The organism is Streptomyces sp. NPDC002513 (assembly GCF_053595355.1).
In genome coordinates this window covers 17,031-34,648 of record NZ_JBSFXK010000059.1, presented here as the reverse complement: position 1 = coordinate 34,648, position 17,618 = coordinate 17,031, and the positions used below count along the sequence as shown (strand labels likewise).

11 protein-coding genes and 2 pseudogenes are annotated in these 17,618 nt (G+C 72.8%); 8 read left to right on the top strand and 5 right to left on the bottom strand.

What is annotated here, in order from left to right; translation table 11 throughout:
* Nucleotides 1–53: 53 nt before the first annotated feature.
* From ACWD5Q_RS28785 to ACWD5Q_RS28765, 5 genes and pseudogenes are all read left to right on the top strand, one after another.
* A complete protein-coding gene (locus tag ACWD5Q_RS28785; RefSeq protein WP_451429979.1) occupies nt 54–887 on the top strand; it encodes an undecaprenyl-diphosphate phosphatase in 834 nt (277 codons plus the stop codon).
* Nucleotides 888–1,016: 129 nt separating this feature from the next.
* A pseudogene (locus ACWD5Q_RS28780) lies at nt 1,017–1,370 on the top strand (hypothetical protein); the annotation flags it as partial.
* Between the two features lie 5 nt (nt 1,371–1,375).
* Nucleotides 1,376–2,299 carry a glutaminase gene (locus ACWD5Q_RS28775; protein ID WP_451429978.1) on the top strand — a complete coding sequence of 308 codons (924 nt, stop codon included), beginning with the start codon at nt 1,376–1,378 and terminating at the stop codon, nt 2,297–2,299.
* Between the two features lie 173 nt (nt 2,300–2,472).
* Complete coding sequence (mptB, locus tag ACWD5Q_RS28770; RefSeq protein WP_451429977.1) at nt 2,473–3,861, top strand: polyprenol phosphomannose-dependent alpha 1,6 mannosyltransferase MptB; 1,389 nt, start codon at nt 2,473–2,475, stop codon at nt 3,859–3,861.
* Nucleotides 3,858–5,225 (top strand): glycosyltransferase family 87 protein, encoded by a 1,368-nt coding sequence (locus ACWD5Q_RS28765; protein ID WP_451429976.1) that lies wholly within the window; start codon nt 3,858–3,860, stop codon nt 5,223–5,225. Before mptB ends, ACWD5Q_RS28765 begins: the two co-directional genes overlap by 4 nt.
* Nucleotides 5,226–5,260: 35 nt before the next feature.
* Here the strand turns inward: ACWD5Q_RS28765 and ACWD5Q_RS28760 are convergent.
* The 3 genes and pseudogenes from ACWD5Q_RS28760 to ACWD5Q_RS28750 all read right to left on the bottom strand — a co-directional run.
* Nucleotides 5,261–6,136, bottom strand: a pseudogene (locus ACWD5Q_RS28760) (D-alanyl-D-alanine carboxypeptidase family protein); the annotation flags it as partial.
* Between the two features lie 107 nt (nt 6,137–6,243).
* Entirely contained in the window at nt 6,244–7,383 is a 1,140-nt protein-coding gene (gene rho, locus ACWD5Q_RS28755) for a transcription termination factor Rho (RefSeq protein ID WP_451429975.1), read from the bottom strand.
* A gap of 495 nt (nt 7,384–7,878) precedes the next feature.
* Entirely contained in the window at nt 7,879–8,937 is a 1,059-nt protein-coding gene (locus tag ACWD5Q_RS28750; protein ID WP_451429993.1) for a glycoside hydrolase family 19 protein, read from the bottom strand.
* A 346-nt stretch (nt 8,938–9,283) separates the two neighbouring features.
* Between ACWD5Q_RS28750 and ACWD5Q_RS28745 the strand changes: the two genes are divergently transcribed.
* Complete coding sequence (locus ACWD5Q_RS28745; RefSeq protein WP_451429974.1) at nt 9,284–10,051, top strand: class I SAM-dependent DNA methyltransferase; 768 nt, start codon at nt 9,284–9,286, stop codon at nt 10,049–10,051.
* Nucleotides 10,052–10,186: 135 nt separating this feature from the next.
* Here the strand turns inward: ACWD5Q_RS28745 and ACWD5Q_RS28740 are convergent, their stop codons facing one another.
* Together ACWD5Q_RS28740 and ACWD5Q_RS28735 are read right to left on the bottom strand one after the other, a co-directional pair.
* On the bottom strand, nt 10,187–11,152 hold the full coding sequence (locus ACWD5Q_RS28740; RefSeq protein ID WP_451429973.1) for an acetylxylan esterase: 966 nt from the start codon (nt 11,150–11,152) through the stop codon (nt 10,187–10,189).
* A gap of 98 nt (nt 11,153–11,250) precedes the next feature.
* Nucleotides 11,251–11,835: an Rv1733c family protein gene (locus ACWD5Q_RS28735; RefSeq protein ID WP_451429972.1), complete on the bottom strand. Its 585-nt coding sequence runs from the start codon at nt 11,833–11,835 to the stop codon at nt 11,251–11,253.
* A 695-nt stretch (nt 11,836–12,530) separates the two neighbouring features.
* Between ACWD5Q_RS28735 and ACWD5Q_RS28730 the strand changes: the two genes are divergently transcribed.
* Together ACWD5Q_RS28730 and ACWD5Q_RS28725 are read left to right on the top strand one after the other, a co-directional pair.
* Nucleotides 12,531–14,528, top strand: coding sequence for an ABC transporter ATP-binding protein/permease (locus ACWD5Q_RS28730; RefSeq protein ID WP_451429971.1), 1,998 nt, complete (start codon nt 12,531–12,533; stop codon nt 14,526–14,528).
* Nucleotides 14,529–14,778: 250 nt separating this feature from the next.
* Nucleotides 14,779–17,598, top strand: coding sequence for a BTAD domain-containing putative transcriptional regulator (locus tag ACWD5Q_RS28725; protein WP_451429970.1), 2,820 nt, complete (start codon nt 14,779–14,781; stop codon nt 17,596–17,598).
* Nucleotides 17,599–17,618 lie beyond the last annotated feature (20 nt).

Below are 17,618 nucleotides of genomic sequence, written 5' to 3'. Positions count from 1 at the left end.
CCAGAGCACCACCGTCTACAGCACTGTCGACCAACTCCTCAGAACTGGATCCCATGAGCGTCATCAACGTCGGTCAGGCCGTCGTCCTCGGAGTCGTCGAGGGGGTGACCGAATTCCTCCCCGTGTCCTCGACCGGCCATCTCAAGATCACTGAGGGGCTGATGGGGATCCCCGTCGACGACAAGGCCGTCGTCGGTTTCTCGGCCGTCATCCAGGTCGGCGCCATCGCGGCCGTGCTCGTGTACTTCTTCAAGGACATCGTGCGGATCGTCTCCGCCTGGTTCCGGGGCCTGTTCAACCCGCGCGAGCGGTACCACCACGACTACAAGTTCGCGTGGTGGGTGATCGCCGCGACCGTCCCGATCGTCGTGGTGGGTCTCGCGGCCAAGCCGCTGATCGACGGTCCGCTCGCCTCCCTGTGGGTGGTCGCCGCCTCGCTGATCCTCGGTTCCGGTGTGATGTGGGCGGCCGACCAGATGGGCCGGCACAAGCGCGGCGAGGACGACACCTCGTTCAAGGACGCGATGCTCGTCGGCAGCTCGCAGATCCTCGCCCTGCTCCTCCCCGGCTTCTCCCGCTCCGGCGCCACCATGTCCACCGCGCTCATCCTCGACCTGGACCGGGTCGCCGCCACCCGCCTGTCCTTCTTCCTCGGCATCCCGGCCCTCACCGGCGCCGGTATCTACGAGCTGAAGGACGCCCTGGGCGCGGGGGTGGGCGCCTCACCGCTCGCCGTCGGCACCATCGTCTCGTTCGTGGTCGCCTACGCCTCCATCGCCTGGCTGCTGAAGTTCGTCGCCAAGCACTCCTTCAACGCGTTCGTGATCTACCGGCTCGTCGTCGGTGTGCTGCTCTTCGGGCTGCTCGCGACCGGCGTACTGAGCTGATCGCCGCCCGTCGTCGCTGATCACCGCCGTTTCACCCAGGGGCGGGAAGCCGGTGTTCAGGCTTCCCGCCCCTGGTGATTCCCCTTTCCGCATCCCTTGACAGCCCCGTCGCGCGCCCCGCAGGATCACCTGATCCCGCACTCCCGCTCCGAGAGCATCACGCACCTGGAGCGCGCCTGCCCGACCCTGGCCGAGCGGTGCGTCGCCGGGATCACGGCCAACGAGGCGCGGCTGCGGGCCGCGGTGGAGAACTCCATCGGCCTGGTCACCGCCCTCAATCCGCACATCGGGTACGAGGCGGCCACCGACATCGCCGAGGAGGCCCTGGCGAGCGGCCGCAGCGTCGCCGAACTCGCCCTCGAAAAGGGCCTGTTGCCCGCCGAACGGCTCGCGGCCCCGGGAAGCGGCCGGTGCGTTGAGGATCCAGAACATGATCGTGAGGTACCGCAGATGAGCGGCTCGTTTCACGGGGCGGCACGATAGTGACCATGTCCCCCTCGCTGACCTTCCAGCCCGTACTGGAGCGCATCGCCGAAGAGATAGAGCGGCGGCCCGGGCGCGGACGGGCCGCCGACTACATCCCCGCGCTCGCCGCCCTCGATGCGCACCGCTTCGGTATGGCGGTCGCCGAGCTGGACGGCACGGTCTACGGGGTGGGGGAGTGGCGGCAGCCGTTCTCCACGCAGTCCGTCACCAAAGTCTTCACCCTCGCCCTGCAGCTGACCCGCGAGGGCGACGAACTGTGGGAGCACGTGGGCCGGGAGCCCTCCGGCAACCCGTTCAACTCCCTGGTCCAACTGGAGTACGAGAACGGCATCCCGCGCAATCCCTTCATCAACGCGGGCGCCCTCGTCGTCACCGACCGGCTGCACACCCGTACCGGCGACGCGGCCGGCGCCCTGCTCGACTTCCTGCGGGCGGAGAGCGGCAACCCGGAGCTGGCCTTCGACGAGGAGGTCGCCGCCTCCGAGACCGAACACGGTGACCGCAACGCCGCCCTCGGCCATTTCATGGCGTCCTACGGCAATGTCGACAACCCGGTGCCGGTCCTGCTCGACCAGTACTTCCGGCAGTGCTCCATCGAGGCGTCCTGCGCGGACCTCGCCCTCGCCACCGGCTTCCTGGCCCGCCACGGCATCCGCGCCGACGGCACGCGGCTGCTGACCCGCAGCCAGGCCAAGCAGGTCAACGCGGTCATGCTGACCTGCGGCACCTACGACGCGGCGGGCGACTTCGCCTACCGGGTCGGCCTGCCCGGCAAGAGCGGTGTCGGCGGCGGGATCATCGCGGTCGTGCCCGGCCGCTGCACGCTGTGCGTCTGGAGCCCGGGCCTGGACGAGCACGGCAACTCGGTGGCGGGGGTCGCGGCACTGGACCTGTTCACCACGCTCACCGGACTGTCCGTCTTCTGAGTGAGCCGTCCGGCTCCGGGACGGTGCCGGCACCACCCGGATCCCTCGTCTCCGGGGCGCCACCGGGCCCACGGTGCCACCGGTCACACGGCGGTCACACGCAGGCCGCCCCCGCGAGGGGGGAACGTCGCCTTCCGGTCATCCGCCGTTGCCACGCTTCCCGAGTGTTGGCCATGGCTTTTCCCGTCGATCTCCGCCGGTGCCAGGCGCTCGGTCTGGCCGGTACCGCCTTTCTCGCGTTGGGCGGTGAGACCGCCGGGGCCTTGCCGGTCGCGGATCTGGTCTCCCCCGAGTCCGGGCGCGCCGCGCTCGGACTGGTGGGGGTCTACTTCGGTGTGGTGCTGCTGATCGCGGCCTGGGCGCTGCTGGGCCGGGTGATCCGCGGCCCCGAGCCGCCGACGCCACGCGCCCTGCTGCTCGTTCTCGCGGTCTGGGCCGCACCGCTGCTGCTCGCACCGCCGCTGTTCAGCCGGGACGTCTACAGCTACCTCGCACAGGGCGCCATGGTCGACGCCCATATCGATGTGTACGCATACGGGCCCGCACAGCTCGGCGGGCCGCTGGCGGACGAGGTCGCGCCGGTGTGGCGGGACACCGCGGCCCCGTACGGGCCGGTCTTCCTCGCCGTCGCCTCCGCGCTCTCCGGCCTGACCCGCGGTGAACTGCCGGCCGGGCTGCTCGGCATGCGGCTGGTCGCGCTCCTCGGCGTGGCCCTGATGGCGGTGGCGCTGCCCCGGCTGGCCCGGCAGTGCGGCGCCGACCCGGCGGCCGCGCTCTGGCTCGGCGCCCTCAACCCGCTGGTGCTGCTGCATCTGGTGGCCGGTGCCCACAACGATGCCATCATGCTGGGCCTGCTCGGTGTCGGCCTGCTGGCCGCCCGCGGCCGGCTGCACCTCCTCGGCGTCGTCCTGATCACGCTCGCCGCCCTGGTCAAGGCCCCGGCCGCGCTCGGCCTGCTGGCCGTCGTCGCGCTGCGGCGGCACGTCGGCATCGTCCGGGCGGTGGCGACGACGACGGCGGTCGCGCTCGCCACGACCGTGGCGGTCACGGCGGTCGCCGGTACGGGCTACGGCTGGGTGGCGGCCCTGAAGACGCCCATCTCCCCGCACAACTGGTCACCCACCAGCGTCCTCGGCCGGGTCACCGGGCGGCTGCTCGACGACCTCGGCAGCGGGCTCGCGCCCCTCGCGATGCCGGTGTGGCACGCGGCCGGACTGCTGGCGACAATGGTTGCCGTGCTGTTCATCTGGCTGCGGCTGCGGCCCGCCCCGGTCTACGCGCTCGGCCTCAGCCTCGCCGTCGTGGCCGTCCTCGGTCCCGCGATCCGTCCCTGGTACGCCCTGTGGGGGGTGTTCCTCATCGCCGCCGCGGCGCCCAGCGCCTCCGTGCGCCACCGGGTGGCCGCCGCCACCGCGGTCCTCGCGCTCACCGTCCTGCCGAGCGGCGGCGCCCCGGACCTCGCCCAGGTGCTGCTGGCCGTCTCCGGCGGCGTCCTCGCGGTCGTGGTGCTCTGGCAGGCTCACCAGGCCGCCCAGGCACCGGTGCTGGGGCGGACCGCGTGAGAGCGCCGCGCACCGAGAAGGGCCGGCTGGCCCTCGTCCTGGGTCTCGCCGCCGCCGTGGCCGTCTTCACCGCCACGGTCCCGCTCCTGCGCGACTGGTTCGACCTGCGCGTCTACTACGGGACCGTGCACACCTGGGTCCACGACGGCGGTCACGTCTACGACTACCGGGTGCCGGGGACGACGTACGGCTTCACCTATCCGCCGTTCGCCGCCCTGAGCATGCTGCCCATGGCGTACATCCACCTGGGCACCGCCATCGCCCTCGCGCTGCTGCTGAACCTCGCGGCCGCCGCCGTCGTGCTGTGGATCCTCGTCGGCAGGGAGCTGCGCCGCTACGGCTGGTTCGGCTGGGCACTGGCCGCCTGCGCGCTGGCGCTGCTCGAACCGGTCCGGGACACCGTCAGCTTCGGGCAGGTCAATCTGCTGCTGCTGGCACTCGTGCTCATCGACGCCTGGCTGCTGTCCACCGGACGCGGGCGCTGGGCCGGCGTGGGTATCGGACTCGCGGCGGCCGTGAAGCTGACGCCCGCGCTCTTCATCGGCCTGCTGCTGCTCGCCCGGCGCTGGCGGGCCGCCGCCGTGGCGACGGCGGTCGCCGTTGCCGCGACCCTGCTCGCGGCCTGGGCCGCACCGGGCGCCTCCCGCTTCTACTGGACGCACGCCGTCTGGGACACCACCCGCATCGGCCGCCTCGACTATGTCTCCAACCAGTCGCTCCAGGGCATCCTCGCCCGCCTCGCGGCGCCCGACGCACCGAGCCGCGCGGCCTGGGCGGCGGCCGTCCTGCTGGTCCTCGCGGTGTGGGGGTGGCGCACACACCACGCGCTGCGGGCCGGCGACTGGCGGGCCGCCTTCGCGCTGACCGGGCTGACCGCCTGTCTGGTCAGCCCCATCACCTGGGTGCACCATCTGGTCTGGCTGCTGCCGTCCTTCGCCGTGCTGCTGCGCGCCCGCCGACTGCGGATCGCGGCAGCGCTGTACGTGGTGCTGTGCAGCAGCGTGGTGTGGCTGTGGTTCGACGACGCGTCCGGCATCGACGGCTTCCTGGGCAGCAACACCTACGCCTGGATCACCCTCGGGCTGCTGTTCGGTCTGCCGATCGGTCAACCGCGAGGCGAGCGCCTGCTTCTCAGCCGCAGCGCCAGCGCGACCACCGTGCCCACGGTCGCGCCCACCGCACCCGCGAGCACCCCTCTGTCGGGCCAGCCGGCCGCGTCGCGGTCCGCCGTCAGCGCCGTCTTCGGCGACGCGGTCGGCCCGGCCCGTGACACGGTCGGCCGTTCGGGCACCAGCGAGCCGACCGGAGTCACCCGGCCGGCGGCGGCGAAACCCCAGTCGAGCAGCGAACGCGCCTCCTCGTAGACCGTGAACCCGCCGCCCGCCTGAGGGTTCATCACGGTCACGAGGACGGTGCGCCCCGCGCGGCGCGCGGCGGCCACGAGCGTGTTGCCCGCATGGGTCGTGTAGCCGTTCTTGATGCCGATCAGGCCGGGGTAGGGCGCGACGCCGTTGCGGCCGGTCAGCAGCCGGTTGGTGTTGGCGATCTCGTACGACCCGCCGCCGTCGCCGGGGAAGCTCGACTCGGCGGTGGCGCAGTAGCGCGCGAACTCCGGGTTCTGCAGTCCGGCCCGCCCGAACACCGCGAGGTCGTACGCCGAGGACACCTGGCCGTCGGCGTCGTACCCGTCGGGTGAGACCACATGGGTGTCCAGTGCGCCCAGAGAGCGGGCCTTGGCCTGCATCTGACGGACCGTGGTCTGCACTCCGCCGTGGAGCGCGGCCAGCACATGGACGGCGTCGTTGCCGGAGTTCAGGAACACCCCCCGCCACAGGTCGCTGACCTGGTAGGTGTCGCCCTCCCTCACCCCCACGAGGCTGCTGCCGGGTCCGACGTCCTTCAGCTCCCGCGCGCTGACGGTGTGCCGGGTGTCGGCGGGCAGCCCCGGCAGCACGGTGAGGGCGAACAGTGTCTTGAGGGTGCTGGCGGGCGGCAGTGGGCGGTGCGCGTCGTGCGCGGCCAGCACCTGGCCGGAGCCGGCGTCGGCGACCAGCCACGACAGCGCCGACACCTCGGGGATCTGAGGCACGCCCGCGCCCTGTCGTACCTGCGTTCCCGACGCGTACAGGGGGGCGGACCCGGGGGCGGTGGGCCCTGGAGTGCCGGAATCGGAGCCCGCGACGGCGACGGCGGGCAGGGGCGGGAGGGCCGTCGTCCAGGCCGCGCCCAGAACGCAGCAGGAGACGACGATGCGGGACGAGAATCCTATGGTCATACCGGCCACGGTAGGAACGGTCGTGGCACCCGCGCCTGGGCAGCTTGGGCCGAGTGGAGGCATCGGGCACCCGGTTGCCGGACGCCGGGGCCCGCCCGGCGGCGCGGTCAGGTGACCGGCAGGGTGGGCTGGACCCGGCGCAGGAACGTCGCGTTGTCGGGCGTGGCCCGCATCCGCTCCAGCAGGGTCTGAAGGTTCGCCTGGCCGTCACGCGACGTCAGGGCGCGCCGCAGTCCTCGTACGGCCGTCAACTCGGGGGCGGACAGCAGGAGTTCCTCGCGGCGGGTACCGGAACCGGCGATGTCGACGGCCGGGTGGATCCGGTGGGAGGCGAGGTCCCGGTCCAGCCGCAGCTCCATGTTGCCGGTGCTCTTCAGTTCCTCGAAGAAGAAGTCGTCGGCGCGGGATCCGGTCTCGACCAGGGCGGTGGCGAGGATCGTGAGCGAGCCGCCCTCCTCGGCCAGCCGGGCGGCGCCGAAGAGCCGCTTCGGGCCCTGCAGGGCGGTGGCATCGACACCACCACTCAGCGTGCGGCCACCGGCGGCGGCCGCGTTGTTGTGCGCCCGGCACAGCCGGGTCAGCGAGTCGAGCAGGATGACGACGTCCTGCCCTTGCTCGACGAGCCGCTTGGCCCGCTCGACGACCAGTTCCGCGAGCGCGATGTGCTCCTTCGGTGTCCGGTCGAACGTGGAGGCGTACACCTCCCCGCGCACCGAGCGCCGCATGTCGGTCACCTCCTCGGGCCGCTCGTCGAGCAGCACCACCATCAGATGGCACTCGGGGTGGTTCCCGGTGACGGCCGCGGCGATCTGCTGGAGCAGCACGGTCTTGCCGGTCCTCGGCGGGGCGACGATCAGGCCGCGCTGTCCCTTGCCCACGGGCGCGAGGAGATCGACGACACGCCCGGACAGGCCCGCCGCGGGGTGTTCGAGCCGCAGCCGCTCGCGCGGGTGCAGCGGGGTGAGGTCGTGGAAGTGCGGACGTGCGCGCAGTTCGTCGGGCGTACGGCCGTTGATCAGTGTCACCTCGGTGAGGGCTCGCCCGTCGCGGGTGCCCACGAGGGTGTCGCCCTTGCGCAGGCCGTGGCGCCGGATCAGGGCCGGGGAGACCGGGAGATCGGCGGGCGAGGCCTGGCAGTCGACGGCGCGCAGATGGCCCTTCCCGCCGCGGTCGACGTCGAGGACTCCGGTGACGGACCGGAGCGCCTGCTGCCGCGCTACGGGAGGGCGTTCGAGTGTGGTGGTCATATGAGGTCCTTTCACGGACGGAGAGCAGGAACGAACAGGGGGGAAGGCCCGGAGGCGGCATGCTCACGCCTCACTGCGGCGGGAAACCTCACCCCGGACACGGCGGAAAGCGCGGTGACGAGGTGATGCCGGGAAGCCGGTGCGCCGGTCGGTGACGGCGGCGACAGAACGGCGAACTCAAGGGGGAAAAGCACCGGCGCTCCAAGCGGAGCGTACACAGGTGCTGACCGGACTGTAGCACCCGACAGGCGGGTGCGCACCACTACCGGGGTGCCCTCCGCCGCCGACAGGCCGCCGTGCGCCCCTTTCAGCGTGCGGCGGGAGCCGTCTATTCCCGTGGCCGGTCCCGGGCGGAATCGGCGGAACCGGCCGTGCGCGTGCGGGCTTCGGCGGCAACAGCGTACGGACGCTGCCCGTGCGTCCGCGGCCCTGAGCCGTGGGCCCGCCGTGCCCGGGGCGAGGTGAAGGGGCCGGGAGCCCGGCCCCTCGGCGTGGTCAGCAGTACAGGTTGGCTCCGGGGCTGACCCCGAGGAGCGCGGTGAACCGCTGGTAGGCGTCCACGCGGCTCTGCACCTGGGCGGGGTTCCTGCCGTCGCACTCCAGCGAGCCGTTGATGCTGCGGATGGTCTGTCCGAACCCGGCCTGGTTCACCATGGCGTTGTGCGGGGTCATGGTGCCGGGGCCGGACTGCGTGTTCCAGTACCACAGGCCCGTGCGCCAGGCCACGGCGGAATCGTTCTGCACCAGCCACGGGTTGTTGAGAAGGTCGATGCCGAGCGCGTCGCCCGCGGCCTTGTAGTTGAAGTTCCAGCTGAGCTGGAGGGGACCGCGTCCGTAGTACGCGGCCTGGCCGGCCGGGCAGCCGTAGGGCTGGCTCCAGTCGCAGTAGGTGGGGTAGTTCGCGGTGTTCTGTTCCACCACGTAGACCAGACCGCCGGTCTCGTGGTTGACGTTGGCCAGGAAGGCCGCGGCCTCCTGCTTCTTCACGGTGTCGCTGCCGGCGGTGGCGAACGCGGGGTAGGAGCTGAGGGCCTGGACGAGACCACCGTAGGTGTAGAACGCATTCCGGTTCGGGAACATCTGGTTGAACTGGGCTTCGCTGACGACGAATCCGGACGGAGCCGGGGCGCCGCCGCCGACGGGAGCGTCCCACTTCTGGTTGGCGCCGCCCGAGCAGCTCCAGATCTGCAGACGGGTGCCGTTGGCCGAGTTGTTGTCGCGGACGTCCAGGCACTTGTTCGCGGCCGGGTTGACGATGTCGTGGGCCGCGGTGACCACCCACTGCTGGTTGGCGCCGCCCGAGCAGTCCCACAGCTGGACCGCCGCCCCGTCGGCCGTGCTTCGGTCGACGACGTCCAGGCACTTGCCGAGCGCCCGCAGGGTGCCGTCGCCGGGGTTGGACCAGAGCTGGGCACCGGTCCCGTTGCAGTCGTAGAGCTGTACGGCGGTGCCGTTGGCGCTGTTGGCTCCCGCCACGTCGACGCACTTCCCGGCCAGTCCGGTGATCCGGCCGTCGGCGGCGTGTGCGGGCGTGGCGGAGAACAGGGCGGCCATCAGGACCGCAACGGCGGCGCCGGCCGTGAACCGGCCGAGGACCGCGCGGATGAGCGGGAATCGTCTGAAGGGGAGCGGGGCCATGGTCATCGTCGTCGACACCTCGTGGGGGTTGGCCGGCCGTGGGCGTGAACTCCGGTTCCGAACAGGGAACATGACGGCCCGAAAGCTAAAGGTCTGAACCATGTGCGTCAAGAGGTGAAGCGGAGCGACGTGGTCGCCGGGGCCAAGCGCTCAGAAGCCGAAGCGTCTGGGTGCCCCACCGGATCAGGGGGGCCGCCCCCTCGGGTCCGCCCTCTTCCCGGCAACCGGTCCGGGTGGTGTGCGGCCGTTCTAAACTGACGTGATGTTCTCCCCGCACGGTCCCAGCGCCCGCGAGCTGGCCGTTCAGGCGCTGTCCTCGGTCGAGCGCGGGTACGACCTGCTGGCGCCCACGTTCGATCACACCCCCTTCCGGACGCCGGACGCGGTACTGGACGCCGTCGAGCGCGCGCTGGAGGCGATGGGGCCCTTCGACCACGGCCTCGATCTGTGCTGCGGTACGGGGGCGGGGGCGGACGTCCTGCGCGCGGTGTGCCGGGAGAGCGTCACCGGGGTCGACTTCAGTGCGGGCATGCTGGCCGTCGGGCGGCGGCGGGTGCGATCCGACAGGCGGCCTCGGGTCGCCTGGGTACGGGGCGACGCCCGCGCCCTGCCCTTCGGTCCCGTCTTCGACCTGGTCGTGAGCTTCGGCGCCTTCGGGCACTTCCTGCCGGGTGAACTGCCCGGCCTGTTCACGCAGGTCCGCTCGGTGCTCCGGCCGGGCGGACGGTTCGTGTTCCCGATCGGGGCCCCGCCGCGTCCGGCCTCACCCTGGTACTGGGCGCTGCTCGGCTTCGACGCCGTGATGCACGTCCGCAACGCCCTCTGGCGGCCGCCGTTCGTGATGTACTACCGGGCGTTCCGCTTCGGCGACGTCCGGCGCGAGCTGAACCGCGCCGGGTTCACGGTGGAGCATCAGGCGCTGCCGGACTTCGGCCGCCGCCCGGACGGCAGCCCGCGCTGCCGGCTGCTCGTGGCCACGCGGACGGGCGGCGGGGCGCCCACGGGGGTCGGCCGGCCGTCGGCAGGGTGAACTCGGGGAGCGGGCCGAATCCGGCCCGTGCCCGCGTCGCCCGGAGCGCGCTCTCCACGGCGTCGGCGCGTGCGTCTTCCCCGGATCGTCGGCGATGTGCGGCCCGGGCCCCTCGGCCGTGTTCCCCCGGCGTCCTCAGAAGCGGGCGGGCAGCCAGCGCAGCTGGACCGCCTGCTGGTGCGGCCCGCCGCCCTCGTGGTCGTTGAAGTCGTAGACCTCGATCGTCTTGTCCTCGTGCGCCCACGCGTTGAACGCGGCGAAGACCGTGGAGGGCGGGCACGTCTGGTCCTCCAGCGCCGCCGAGAAGAGCGCGGGCGCCCGGCCGCGCGCGGCGAAGTGCACACCGTCGAAGTACGACAAAGTCCGCATCACCCGCTCGGTGCGGCCGCGGTGGGTCTTGAGGTAGCTGCCGATCTCCCGGTACGGCTGGCGGTCCGTGAGGGTGACCGCGCGCGGGAAGTCGCACAGGAACGGCACGTCCGGCGCGATCGCCACCAGGTCCGGTACGAGACCGCCGACCGCGATCGTGATCCCGCCGCCCTGACTGGTGCCGAGGGCCGCGGTGCGGGAGGCGTCGGTCAGCGGGTGCGCACGGGCCGTCTCGACGGCCCGCACCCCGTCCGTGAACAGCCGCCGGTAGTAGTACGTCTCCGGGTCCTCGACGCCGCGCGTCATGAACCCGGGGACGGCCGGCGCACTGCCCACCGGGTCAGGGGTGTCGCCGCCGCCCCAGACGCTGCCCTGCCCGCGCGTGTCCATCACGAAGTGCGCGAAGCCCGCCGACGCCCACAGCAGATGCATGTGCGCAAGCGCGCGCCCGCCGCCGTAGCCGATGAACTCCACGATCGTGGGGAGCGGTCCGTCCGCGGAGGCCGGCACCGTCAGCCAGCCCTTGACCGGGTGGCCGCCGAAGCCGGCGAACGTCACGTCGTACACCTGGACCGTCCGCAGGCCCGTCTCGACGGGTTCGAAGCGGGCGTCCAGATCGTGTTCGCGGGTCTCCTGCAGTGTCTTCGTCCAGAAGGCGTCGAAGTCGGAGGGCTCGACCGAGGCGCTGCGGTACTCCCGGAGCCGGTCGATGGGCAGGTCGAACAGGGCCATGACGGTCCGCCTTTGACATCACCGATGTGGATGATCACACCGTACGGTGACGTCGGGGGAGCTGCCAGACCGCCCGTGACGTCCGCACACGAGGCCCGTCACGCGGTGCGCCGCCGCCAGTCCGGACCCGTGCGGGCCCACTCGGCCTCCCATTCCGCCATGCGGTGCCGCTCGGCGATCCGGCCGATCACCGCGCGGCCCAGGAAGACCGCCCCGGCCATACCGCCCGCGGCCCACACGCCGGCCGACACGCCGTGCTGCCACACCGCGGCGTCGCTGGGCGGCGGGGCCGCACCGTGATTCCTCGCGTCCAGCCACACCCGTACCCGGTCGCCGCGCAGCGAGCCCGCCGGGACCTGCGCGAGCGTCGTCCCGGTGCCCTTGCCGGGCTCGGTCCAGCGCACCTGCACCCGGTACAGGGGCTGCCGGACGCCCTGGGCGGAGGGCGCGGCGGCCGGGGCGTCCTCGACGAGCACCGCGGGCACCTGATGGCGGTCGGCGCGCTGGGCGGCCTGCGTCGCGCGCGCGGTGCCGTACGCCCACCAGCCCACGGTCGAGCCGACGAGCGGCGCCCCGACGCACAGCAGCACGGCGAGGAGGAGCGACGTCCACGCCTCGACGACATCCGATCGCCGGCGCAGCGGATTGCGCCGCCAGCGCCAGCCGCGCACCCGGGTTCGCATCTCGACCTCCTTGCGCCACGTCCCGCTCGTGGAGGGGCCGAGCCCTCTGGGGGAACCCGCATACCGTCCCCGGCCACGATCAAGGAGCTCTCGGCGCGGCACCGCGCGACGGCGCCCGCGGTGGCCCGCCGCCGAAAGGGCAGGCCCGTACGGAATCCCCGCCGTCCGCGACGTGCGGCGGTGGCCCCGATACGCTCCGCATTCGGGACCCGCTCATGCCGGACCGGCCGCACCCGCCGACCCCTGGCCCGGGGACGGCCGCTCACGGACCGGCGCGGACGCGACACGGGCGCGGTGCGCACGTGACGCGGACGCGGCATCGGATGCTTCCGACATGAAACGGCCTTTTTGCCGATTCTCCTCCCCGGCGAGGTTCCCGGCCATGTGGCCCCGAAACCCGGCCCCGAAACCCGGCGACGAGCCGGCGGTACGGCGCACGGCCGCTCGCAGCAGGAGGGGAACCTCAGGCGAGATGTCCGCCTTCGTCGAAGAGAACTCGGTGGCGGGTGACTGCGGGGTGGAGAGCTTCCACTGATGTCCCGGCCGTGCCCTGCCTAGCGTGGGAGCGCGGCTGTGGTGAGCCTGCGACGCGCGGCACAGGGAGTGCCACCGCACGGACGGGCCGGCCGGTACATGAACGGCGGATCAGCGGCGGTTGCCGGATCCTCGACCCGAAGAGGCGATGACACGTGGGCATGGTCAAGACGGACTACGGTCCGGCCGTCGAGGTGCGAGAACTCGTACGCGCCTATCGCGGGCGCGGCGGGGAGCTGGTCAGGGCCAATGACGGACTGACCTTCAGCGTGCCGCAGGGGCAGGTCTTCGGACTGTTCGGCGCGAACGGCGCCGGCAAGACGACACTGGTCCTGCAACTGCTGGGGCTGGTCCGGCCCAGCTCGGGCTCCATCACCGTCAACGGCATCGACGTGGTGCGCAATCCGGAGCTGGTGAAGTCCACGGTCGGTTTCCTGCCGCAGCGCGGGCTGTCGATGCGACTCATCGACGCGCGCCACGCGTTGCACTACACGGGGCGGCTGCGCGGCCAGAGCGAGGCGGACGCGCGCCGCCAGACCGATGAGCTGATCGACGAGCTGGGCCTCGGCCCCTATGCGAACCGCCAGATCGAGCGACTGAGCGGCGGGCTGATGCGGCTGGTGAACTTCGGCATGACCCTGATGGGCCGGCCCGAACTGATCGTCCTCGACGAGCCGACCAACGAACTCGACCCGCACAACCGGCGGTTGATCTGGGACAAGGTGCAGCGCCTGGCTGCCGACGACGGCACGACCGTCGTCCTGGTCACCCACAACGTCCTTGAGGCTGAGAAGGCGGTGCACCGGGTCGCGGTCATGCACGGCGGCCGGATCACCGCCATGGGCACCCCGGGTGAGCTGAAGGAGCAGACCGGAGCGCAGGCGCGACTCGAACTGTTCGTCCGGGACGGCGGGTTGCTCACCGACGAGGAGAGCGCACGACTCGGGCGGATCGGCCAGGTCGTCTCCGGCGACCGCAAAGGCAGCTACCTCGTGTCCGCACCGCCCGAGAGGATCCAGCCCCTGCTGGAAGCACTGGTCACCGATGTCGGCGTGACCCGCGTCGACGACTTCCGGTTCGCCCGTCCCACCCTGGAGGACGTCTACCTCAGCCTCAAGCCGACGACCGGCAGCGCCCCGACGACCGACAGTTCCCCGCCGGCCGAACCGGCCCCGCCGCACGGGCCGGACGGCGACCGGCCGGTGCCCGAGCGCGCACTCGACCCGGCGGCAGCCCCGGCAGCCGCGACCATCTCAGCGGTCTCCGCCTCGACCGCCCCGGCCCCATCGGGCGCCCGTACAGCCGTCGCGCCCGCGCCCGTGCCCGCGCCCCGGGCCGTGACTCCTGCCCCCACGGCCGCTCCCGCGCGCCCGAGCCGGGCCGCACGGCCCCGGCGAGGTCTGCGCGAGCGGCTCACCACCTTCGGGACGTCCTTCAAATACCTGTGGCTCGAGCACATGCTGATCCTCCGCACAACGTGGTACGTGCATGTCGTCTTCGGTATCTTCATGCCGCTGACCATGGTGTTCGGCTTCTCCCGGATCGGCAGCGGACTCACCGACCACACCAGCCTGCTCTACATCGCCAGCGGCTCCGGGGTGTTCGCCATCGCGGCGCTCGGCACGTCGGCCATCGCGCAACGCATCGGCGCCATCAAGGCCGAGGGCTCGATGATGTACTACGCCTCGTTGCCCATCAGCAAGGTGTCGTTCGTGACGGCGTTCGTCGCCGCCCGGATGCTGCTGCTCGCGCCCGGACTGGTCACCTCGCTGCTCGCGGTCGAACTGCTCTACGACATCCGGCTCACGTTCTCCCCGACGCTGCTGTTCGTCTACCCGCTGACCGCGCTGCCGCTCGCCGCGCTCGGGCTGGTGATCGGCAGTCTGATCGACAAGATCGAGCTGATCGCCATCGTCACCTACATGATCAACTTCCTGCTGCTGCTGGGCGCCCCGCTGCTCATCCCGCTCAACTCGCTGCCGTTGGCGCTGCGCGTCATCAGCTACGCCATGCCCACCAGTTACGGCGCCGACGCGATCCGGCACAGCATCACCGGGAACATCGACGGCACCTTCGCCTTCGACGTGGCCGTCCTCGTGGTGGCCTCCGTCGCGGCGCTGTGGACCGCCGACCGGGCCATGCGCTGGCGCGTCTCCTGACCCGCAAGTCCCGTGATTTCCCCAGTGACCCCGTCTTGAGCGGACGGTAATCTCCTTCCTGGAATCAGGGAAAAGAGCGGTCCTGTATCCAGACGGTGAATGGCCGTCGGCCGTTCGGCGGGCGTGGTGCGAAGCCCGTTGAACGGCCGGCGGATTCTGGCGGGGGAGGTCGTCGAATTCCACTCCTCGCGCCGAATTCCGCTCCTCACGCGGAAACGCAGTCGCATAAGATCGGGGGCGATATGCCGGTATGAAATTCCGGGTACTGGGCCCGCTGACGGTCCTCGGCTACAACGGACCCGTGACGCTCGGCGGGGTGAAACAGCGGGCCGTCCTCGGCCATCTGCTGCTGCACACCGACGAGGTCGTCGCCACCAGCGACCTGCTGCGGGCGCTGTGGGCCGGCGCGCCCCCGCCGACCGCCCGCAAGATGCTCCAGAACGCCGTCTCCGCCCTGCGCGGCCTGCTGATGACCGAGGGTGCCGGGGCCGGGACGATGCTGCTGACCCACGCCCCCGGCTATCTCCTGCGGGTCGACGGCGACGACCTCGACCTCACCGCCTACCGCGCCCTCGCCGACCGGGGCCGCTCCGAACTGGCCGCCGGGGGCTGGACGTCCGCCGCCCGGAACCTGCGTGCGGCGCTCGACCTGTGGCGCGGCATGGCCCTCGCGGACCTCGCCGAGGCCGGGGCGCACTGGCCGGAACTCGGCGCGCTCGCCCGTGCCCGGTCCGCCACCACGGAGGACCTGTTCGAGGCCGAGCTGGCCTGCGGGCGTCACCACGATGTCCGCCAGGACCTGGAGACTCTCGTCGCCCGCGAGCCCGCCCGTGAACGGCTGTGCGGCGCGTTGATGCTCGCCCTGTACCGGTGCGGTCGGCAGGCTGACGCGCTGGCGGCCTGCCGGCGCACCGGCGCCGCGCTGCGGACGGACCTGGGCCTCGAACCCGGCCGCACCCTGCGCTCGGTGGAGCGCGCCATCCTCGATCACGACCCGGTACTCGACCAGCGCGACGCGCTCGCCATCCTGGCCGGCGAGTCGGACGCCCGCCGCGCCGCCCCGTCCGCCCTGGCGGCAGCGGCGAGCGTACCCTCGCAGTCCCGCGCGTCGTTCCTCCCGGCGCCGCCGTCCCCTCCGTGGCCCCCTGCCCCCGACCCCGGCTCTCCGCACCGCGGGGGCACCGACTCCCTCGCCCCGTCGGCGCCCCCGCGCGCCTTCGTTCCGCCGGTCACCCCTCTGCCGCCGGCCGCCGGCCCCTTCGTACGACCGCGACCGCCGCACCCGCCGGAGTGGCAGTCGGCCGGCATCCCGTGCGCCCCCGCCGGTGCCCTCACCGAGCAGCGCAAACAGCTCTCGGTGCTGCTGGTGCGCACCACCCTCGGTAAAGGGCTCGGCGGCGACCCGGAGGACGCGGCGCGGCTGTCCGGGGAACTGGCCGTCGCCATCCGGGAGGAGGTCGAACGACACGGCGGCACCGTGTCGGGCGTCCTCGGTCCCGTCACCTACGCCCTGTTCGGCGCCGTCCGCACCGGTGAGGACGACGCGGCCCGCGCGGTGCGCGCCGGGCTGGCCATCCTTGACCGGCTCCGGCAGTACGGTGCCGGCGGCCCCGTCCCGGTCCGGGGCAGCTCGGCGCCGCGCGTGGCCGTCGTCACCGGCGACGTCGTCGTCACCTGCGCCGCCGACGGCACCAGCGCCATCCCCGTCGTGCGCGGCACCGTGCCCAAGAAGTGCGTGGAGCTGCTGGAGACCGTGCCACCCGGCGGGATCCGGGTGTGCGAAACCACCCGCGCGGACAGCGAGCGCGTCATCGAGTACGGTCCCGCCACCGGTCCCGGCGGAGCCTGCTCGCCGCTCATGCCGCGTCCCGAGCACTCCGTGTCCGGGCCGGACCTCGCGCTCGTGGGCCGGGACCGGGAGAGCGAACAGATGGCGGGCGCGCTCGGCGACGTGGTCCGCAAGCAGCGGCCGTATCTGCTGACCGTGCTGGGCGAGCCGGGTTCCGGCAAGAGCCGCCTCGCCCGCGAACTGGTCCGGCTGGCCCGCCGCTCCGCCGCCTTCACCGTCCTGACCGGCCGCGCCTCCTGGAACGACCACGACCGGCCGCTCGCCCTGCTGGCCCGCACCGTTGCCGCCTCCGCACGCCCCGACGGCGACCCCGTGACCGGCCCGGCGGACCCGGCGGACGGCCTGGCCCGTGTCGTGCACGCCCACTTCGGCACCGGCGACCACGGCAACTGGCTGCTGGACCGGCTCCACTCGCTGCTGCGCCCAGACCCGATCTCGCCCGCCGACTGGCCCGGCGTGGCCGCGGCGTGGCGGGACCTGCTCACCGGCCTCGCCACCGAACGCCCCGTCCTGCTCGTCCTGGAAGACCTGCACTCCGCCCCCGATGCGGTCCTCGACCTGGTGGACGAGCTGATCGCCACCGTGGGCCCGGTCCCGCTGCTCGTCGCGGTCACCGCCCGGACCGAACTGCTGGACCGCAGGCCCGCCTGGGGCGGTGGCAGCCGGGACGCCCTCACCCTCGGCCTCGACCCGCTGGACGAGCCCGCCACCGGCGCACTGCTCGACGCGCTGCTCGCCGCGCACGGCCGGGATCTGCCCGCCGGACAGCGCCGCGAGCTGCTCGCTCGCATCGGCGGTAACCCGCTGTACGCCGTCGAGTACGCCCGCGAGATCACCGCCGCCCGGCGGCCCGCCACCGCGCCCCCGGACCTGCCCCGGCATCTGCGGCAGCTCGTCGCCGCCCGGCTCGACACCCTGCCGCCCGGCGCCAAGTCCGTCCTCCTCAGCGCCTCCGCGCTCGGCGGCGTGTGCTGCGCCGACAGTGCCGCGGCCGTCGGCGACGGCGACCGGGCCGAGGCCGCCGACTGGCTCGCGTACCTGGAGCGCCGGGACTTCCTGCGCCGCTCCCGGCACGGCTCGCCCACCGGCGCCCCTCGCTACGCCTTCCGGCACCCCGCCACACGCGAGGTCGTGGACTGGATGATGACGCGCACCGTGCGCGAGGACCGCCGGCGCCGCGCCGCCGCCTGGACCGGCCGCGCCGCCCACACCCCCGTCTGACACCACGGCGCACTGCCGCG